This is a genomic window from Oribacterium sinus, from assembly GCF_014202695.1.
Taxonomy (GTDB): domain Bacteria; phylum Bacillota; class Clostridia; order Lachnospirales; family Lachnospiraceae; genus Oribacterium; species Oribacterium sinus.
This window is the reverse complement of the sequence record NZ_JACHHH010000005.1, coordinates 24954-31692: the sequence shown is the minus strand read 5'-3', so window position 1 is coordinate 31692 and position 6739 is coordinate 24954. Positions and strand designations below refer to the sequence as shown.

The 6739-nt window shown below is 44.4% G+C and carries 6 protein-coding genes; 3 read left to right on the top strand and 3 right to left on the bottom strand.

Features of this window, described 5'->3' with window-relative positions:
- Nucleotides 1-370: 370 nt before the first annotated feature.
- The 3 genes from HNQ46_RS05615 to HNQ46_RS05605 all read right to left on the bottom strand — a co-directional run bounded on the left by HNQ46_RS05615 (nucleotide 371) and on the right by HNQ46_RS05605 (nucleotide 3013).
- Nucleotides 371-2155 carry a flagellar hook-associated protein FlgK gene (locus HNQ46_RS05615; RefSeq protein ID WP_183683737.1) on the bottom strand — a complete coding sequence of 595 codons (1785 nt, stop codon included), beginning with the start codon at nucleotides 2153-2155 and terminating at the stop codon, nucleotides 371-373.
- 96 nt (nucleotides 2156-2251) lie between these two features.
- A complete protein-coding gene (locus HNQ46_RS05610; protein ID WP_040649250.1) occupies nucleotides 2252-2686 on the bottom strand; it encodes a flagellar protein FlgN in 435 nt (144 codons plus the stop codon).
- 15 nt (nucleotides 2687-2701) lie between these two features.
- Nucleotides 2702-3013 carry a flagellar biosynthesis anti-sigma factor FlgM gene (locus HNQ46_RS05605; RefSeq protein WP_007157568.1) on the bottom strand — a complete coding sequence of 104 codons (312 nt, stop codon included), beginning with the start codon at nucleotides 3011-3013 and terminating at the stop codon, nucleotides 2702-2704.
- Nucleotides 3014-3227: 214 nt separating this feature from the next.
- Between HNQ46_RS05605 and HNQ46_RS05600 the strand changes: the two genes are divergently transcribed.
- The 3 genes from HNQ46_RS05600 (at nucleotide 3228) to HNQ46_RS05590 (ending at nucleotide 6547) form a co-directional block, all read left to right on the top strand.
- Nucleotides 3228-4631, top strand: coding sequence for a hypothetical protein (locus HNQ46_RS05600; protein WP_183683735.1), 1404 nt, complete (start codon nucleotides 3228-3230; stop codon nucleotides 4629-4631).
- A 151-nt stretch (nucleotides 4632-4782) separates the two neighbouring features.
- Nucleotides 4783-5118, top strand: a complete 336-nt coding sequence (locus tag HNQ46_RS05595; RefSeq protein WP_007157565.1) for an EscU/YscU/HrcU family type III secretion system export apparatus switch protein — start codon at nucleotides 4783-4785, stop codon at nucleotides 5116-5118.
- Between the two features lie 22 nt (nucleotides 5119-5140).
- The gene (locus HNQ46_RS05590; protein WP_183683733.1) at nucleotides 5141-6547 is read left to right on the top strand and encodes an N-acetylmuramoyl-L-alanine amidase family protein; all 1407 of its coding nucleotides are present in this window, start codon (nucleotides 5141-5143) and stop codon (nucleotides 6545-6547) included.
- Nucleotides 6548-6739: the final 192 nt, after the last annotated feature.

Sequence of the window (6739 nt, the reverse complement as noted above, 5' to 3'; positions counted from 1 at the left end):
AAGACGAAGCGAAAGAAGGAGTATAGGTCTGTAAGAGGGCAATCTGAGCCCGCCGGTACTTACTGAAAGCAAGCAAAGCGAAGCTTGAAGTTAGTACCGCTGCGAAGGTGAGGTTAGCGGGAGCGTGCCCGATTACAGACCTATACTCCTTCAGAGCGTATTATTACAACAGTCCCTCCCTTCGGAGGGTAGCAAGAGCGTGCCCCGATTACAGACCTATACTCCTTCAGAGCGAATTGTTACAACAGTCCCTCCCTTCGGAGGGTAGTAAGAGCGTGCCCGATTACAGACCTACACTCCTTCAGAGCGCATTGTTACATAAAAATACAGGAGCCATTCCCCCTGTAGCAGGGATAGCTCCTGTAATTACTTATCGTCCGATAGCCAGTAAGGTCTCCAAGGTATCATTCAATGTGGTCATCAGTCTTGCCGCTGCATTGTAGGAAGAGGAGTAGGTCATCATGTTTGCCGCCTCTTCGTCCAAGCTGACTCCGGAAAGCTGATCTCTGGAATTGTTGATTCCCTCTAATACCGCCTTGTTGATTTCCTGTGCATTTTTATTGGCATAGGAATCGGTGGCTAAAGTAGTGGATACATTGTTCATGTAATCCGCATAGTTGGTTTTGGTGTTGTTCATCTTCATCATAGGAGAAGTCATCTGCTCCAGCATTTCCAAAACCGTATCGGTGGTATCTCCTCGATTGGTAGCAGAAGCACCGTTTCTAAAACCGTTGGTTCCGATATGGGTGGTTCCGTTTACCCAGCCTCTGGAAATTCCGATATTGGCTGCGGTAACATTGCTGGGATCGTTTCCACCGGCATTATCCTTGTTAATCATTAAGACATAGTTGGGATTGGTTACTCCGGCATAGTTGGTGTTACCTTTTTTATTCACCTCGTTCATGTTCTTGGTAAAGGTCTCTGCCAAAAGGTCCAGTTTTCCCATATAGAAATCATAGCTGTAGGAATTCATTTCATTGCTGGCCTTTAAGTCTGCCAGGTTAATGGTTCCTCCGCCTCGTACCAAAGCACGCACATCGGAGGTGGAAAGCATATCCAGGCTGGCCTGTACGGATCCGGAGGAGAAACGAACATCCTTGGTATCTGTAGTAAAGCTATCCGCTGCCGCACCTCTCTTTTGGAAACCGGTAAACTTCAACTTGGTATTAAGAGGTGCATCAATGCTTCCTGCTGCAAGCTCTACCTTACCTACGTTGTTGTGTTTTCCACTGGCATCCTGCAGGTCTGCATCAATAGCACCGTTTACCAGAGTGATTTTCTTTACTTCCGCTCCGTTTCCGGCACTGCTGTCTCGGTAAACCAGGTTTACTCTTACATCCTCAGGCCAGTCGGAACGTCCCTTTACGTTTCCTGCAGAATCGTAGTTATAGATACGATAACGGGTGGTGGGAGGGGTGGGAGAGCTGTATTCCTCGGAGAAATGCTCCACTTCGATAGGAACATACTTGGAAAGCTCGTCCAACTTTAAGTTTCTCTGATCCTGTAACTCTAGTGCAGGGTTTCCTAAAAGCTGATTCTTTTTGATTCGATTGTTTAAGTCTCCGATATCGCTAACCAAAGAGTTAATCTTTTGGACTGCACCGTTTTCGGAGGTGTTGGTTCCGTCAATCTTATGGAACTCATTCTTTTCTGCCTGGTGAATACTCTCCGCAGCAGAGTTCATCAGTGTAGTCATAGCCTGCACTCTGGACATTAACTCACCCTCATAAACAGGGTCCTGCACCTTGGAAGGATCCTGCATATTGGTTAAGGAACGCTGAATGTCGTCAAAGGAAGAACGGATTCCGTTTACCTTGGTCTCATCCAAAAACAAAGAAAGAGACTTCAAGGATTCTCCGATAGACTCGTTATAAGAGGATTTTCCGTTTTGGGTACGGTATTGTCCGTCCAAAAACTGGTCTCTTAACTGGCGTACTTCATCCATGGCCACACCGAAGCCTACATTTACATCATTGGAATTCATGTAAAAGGAGGTTGGGTTTTCATAGTTAATAGAGGAGGTCTTTAGCTCTTGACGAGTATAGCCCTCAGTATTCATATTGGCTAAGTTATGCCCAACTACATCTAATTTTTTCTGATTCATCCGCAGTGCGGAAAGGGCTGTATCAAAGCCGGAAAAGGTTGCTCTTACCATAGTGTCCTCCTAAAAGATTGTTAAAATTTAAGACTTCTAAAAATAGGCGAAAAAAAATACGCCTTAAGGTTCATTTCCCTCCGGAAGAGAAGAGTCTTACACCCTTCTATCCCGGAAAGATACTTCAGGCTGTCCCTGAAGCTGCTGGGAAATGTCGCTGATGCGAACCTGTAATATTCTATCGGCGTTTTCTCTGGAATGTATAAAGCGTCTCAGATTATTCTGAAGATCTGCAATTGGATTCTCCCAATCCTCCCGCAATTCTTCCGGAATCCCGGTGAGAAATTCCGTCATGGAACGAGGGGCAAATCCACATTCTTTCTGTAACTTTACTCTTTTTTGCTCTAGGCCTCGAAAACGAAGCAGAGTGGGTTGTGCTTCACTGACCAGTCGGGTTAACTCCTCCAAATCATTTTTAGATGCGGAGACAGTTAAGGAATCCTCCAAGTCACATAAAGCAGAAACAAGAGAGGAAAGCTCCGAAAATACGGGCAGGAGCTGTTCCCACTTTTCTCTGTTGGAAATATTCATCATTCTTCCTCTGTATTAATCTTTATATCCTAACATCTTCTCAGCGATACGCTGTGCATTAGGACGATAGGTTCCTGCCTGAACTTGCTGATGAAGTTCTGCTACTCTTTTGTCAGAGGCACTTACGCGAAGAGAATCATTGGTAGCTTTAGACAAAGCTGCTGCAAAGCTTCTGTCGTCTACAACGTTTCCCTTAGAAAGGGACAATCTGTCTACGTCCGCTTTCTGTGTAGCTTCTACCTGGTCTACCGGCTTCTGTGGTAGTGCTGCCTGACGAGTTTGATAGTCTACTCGAGTGTTAAAATCAGGTCTGATAGAAAAGTTCATTTTTTGTCCTCCTGGGTTTTCCCGTTAAATGGCTTCAAGTTTCTTCCTTGCATATCAGAAACTCTTGGGGTATACTTCCCTTCACAAGAAAAATTTTATGAATGAAACCCCTTCTTCCTCTACTATATCGGCGGGTTTTTTGTCGATATAAGGAATAGTCCATTAAAATTGCAATTTTTTTGAAATCATTTTATTTTACATCCAAGGAGGGAAAATGGCAAACATTTTACAGGTAAGTTCTTCCCCGATTACCCCGGATCCATCGATTAATCAGAGAATATCGCAAGATCCTTCTATAAAGAATCCGGTTTCCCCGGGTACGGTGAATCGTGCAGACGGTCAAAATACCGGACAAACCGGTACCGCTACCGGAGAGGGAAGCTTTTCCGGTGTAGATTTTGAAGGGAACTATGCCGCCTTTTTAAAGGAGCTTTCTCAAACGGCAAATCTTCCTAAAGCATTGGAGACCGTGCTATTTGGTGACGGAGCGCTGGCTCTTTCCCAGGAAAAGGGAGAAATCGGTCAGGTAATGGAGGAGCTTTTCTCTTCTATGGAGATGGAAAGCCCTGAGGATTTGAAAGCATTTTTACAGGATCAGCAGAAGGCTCAAATCAAATTCTCCGGAAATCTCTTTAATAATTTAAGAGGAATGTTAAGCAGCAATATTTCTCCTTCCTTAAAGAATGCGATTTTGAATTTCGGAAAGACCTATAACGACTTTGCGTCTTCCGGACATTTTCTTCAGCAGATGGAGACCATTGCGGGAGATATAGATAAGATGCTTCTTCCTTCTTTTCAGGGAGAGTTTGAAGATTTGCTTTCTCAACTTAATTTTCAGGCAGAGCCGGGAAAGACGGAGGAGAATACTTCCTTAATTAATAATCAGATTATTCCTTTTATGTCCAACTACATTTCCAGAACCCATGATTACGGGGCGGTCAGAAATGCGGTGGTGATGTTTATTTTGTATGCGGTAAAGTATGAAAACGGCTCTGAGGAACTTTTGGGCAAGCAAAAGGATGCTTTGATGAATAATCCTGACTTCCGTCTTCTGTTTAAGGGAAATCCGGAGGAGGCATTTAAGGAGCTCTTAGATCAGGTAAAGGGGCAGGAAGAGAATGCCTTCCCCAAGCTGTTTACGGACTTTTTGAAGGCCGGTGCGGAGGGAAAGGCGGGAACGGAAAATATTTCCCACTTCCAGCAGGTTTTGCACGGCTTATTGGTCAACGAAAGTGTATATATGCCCCTGCAGCATTTGGTGATGCCTTTCCGTTACGATGATAAGGATGTGATGAGTGAGATGTGGGTAGAGCAGGAAGCAAAGGACGGTGCCGGCGGAAAGCTGACCAAGATGCTTTTGAAGTTCAACATTCAAAGCCTGGGAAATTTTGAAATCATTTCCGGTATTTCCGACATGCGAGTAGATTTACAGCTCTTTATGCCGGAGGAGCTTATGGATAAGCAGAAGGATGTGGAGGATGTTGTTTCCCATATCTTAAGAAGAAACGGGCTTTCCGTAGCGAATCTTGGGGTATACCAGAAGACCAGAGACTTCCGGATTCAGGAAGTTTTCCCGGAGATAAAGGAAGCGGAGAAGGGCTTAAACGTAAGGATTTAAGGCAAAGTAGAGTAAGCCGAAAGGAAGGATTATCGAGCCTTATTTGTTATGAGTCGTAAATTTAAGTGTAAGGATTTTGTTAAGGAAAGGTCCTTTTCAAGGAAGAAAAAACTGTCGATAGAATACTATCTTCAGGAATAAAGGAGAGAAAGTGGCAGACTTTAGTAAGATAATGGAGAAAAAGGCGGCAGCCTTAAAGTATGATAATGAGAAAAACGGCGCCCCTATGATTGTGGCGGCCGGTATGGGCCACATGGCGGAAAAAATTACGGAAACCGCAATGAAGTCAGGCGTCCCTGTCTATGAAGACGACAGTTTGGCTTCTCTTCTTACCCAAATGAAACTGGGAGCAGAAATTCCTGAGGAATTGTTTCAGGCGATAGTGGAGATCTATATCTATTTCCTCGGCTTTACCGGGGATCCGGAGAAGGATCGAGCAGAACGGGAACGAAGAAGGGAAGAACGGAAAAACAATCTCTCTTCTTAGTTTCTTAAGAAGAGGAGTAATCATGAAGGACAATTTTTTGCGTTTTTTGGAAAAAGGGATAGCTCTCTTAGGACTATGCCTTTTTTTCTTGTATTTTAGCGGCGTGGTGAGCTTTGCAGCTTCTAAACCGATTAACAGCATTCACATTCAGATTTACTCAAAGCTTGAGTCAGGAGACAGTCCCGGAGAAATTTTCATCGAAAAGGGGGAAATTCAAAAGCATGAGGTGACCGTAAGAGGAAAGAGTTCTCTTTTTACTATTACCGCCGCAGAGTGGGGAGGGCAGAATAAGTCCACCGTAAAGGTAGGAGAGGAATTGGAATTACTGCTTACCCTAAGCCCCACCGATGTGACCGATAATTATTTTCTGGCTTCCTATCGGGCCAGCTCCTTCCATATTACGGGAGGATATTATGTTTCCGCCAAAAGAGAGGGTGACGATCTGGTTTTGACTTTGAAAATGAAGGCTGTGGAAGGAGCCTATGACGCCCCGGTTTCCGTGGACTGGAATGAGAAAAGCCTGGGATCTGTTCGTTGGCAACCGGGAGAAGTGGATTCCGGCGTTTATTCGGTTCAACTTTTTCGAGACGGTACCAGAATTCACGAAATAGAAAAGCTTTCCGGAAATCAGTATAATTTTTATCCTTATATGACAAAGGCCGGACGTTACATGGTGAAGGTAAAAACCCTGGTGAAGGATGCCAAGGAAAGAAAATATGCCAGAGGCAGCGGATATACCGAATCCTCCGATTTACAAATTCGAGACAGAGATGTTTCGGACGGTAAAGGAAAAGAAGGAGAGAAGGTTCAAGCGGGAACGGAGAAAAAAATCGGCTGGGAAGAAACGGACGGAAGCTATATTTTCCGCCTGCCCAGTGGGGAGCTCTATAAGGGATGGGGAAAAATTGACGGATACTGGTACTATTTCCAGCCGGACGGCAAGATGGTGAAGGGCTGGCAGAAAATCCAGGACAAATGGTATTTCTTCCAGGAAAGCGGAGCCATGGCTGTGGGCTGGGTGAAGGATCAGGACCGGTGGTATTATCTGCTTCCGGAGACGGAAGCCACCAACGGTCAAGTAGCAGGAGAGATGTTTTCCGGAGACTGGAGAGTCATTCAGGGCAAATATTATTATTTTGAAGCAGACGGAAAGATGCACACCGGCTGGCTGTTTTGGCAGGGCAGATGGTACTACTGCAATGAACTGGACAACAGTTTGTTGGGGGTAATGTTTACCGGCTTCTTGACCAGAAACGAAAAGACCTATTATTTAAACAGCAATGGAGCCATGGAAACCGGTTGGCAGAAAATCGACGGAGATTGGCGCTATTTCCAGGAGGAGAGCGGAGAAATGCTGAAAAATACCTCTGTAGGCGGTTTTCCTTTAAATGGGGACGGCATTTTCCTGCAGGGAGAATTTGGAAGATAAAGGGGTATTTTGTCAAATCATTGTTTGAGCTCATTATTTTAGCTCATATCGTTTTTATGCCCCAATCAAAGGTTTTTGGGAAAAGCATATTTTGCAAAAAATACACTTTTTGACAGATAATTAAGAAAATAGAATTGAGTATTTTGCGAAAAAGAAGTATTATGATAGTTAGAAAAAAGTTTTTTCAAGATT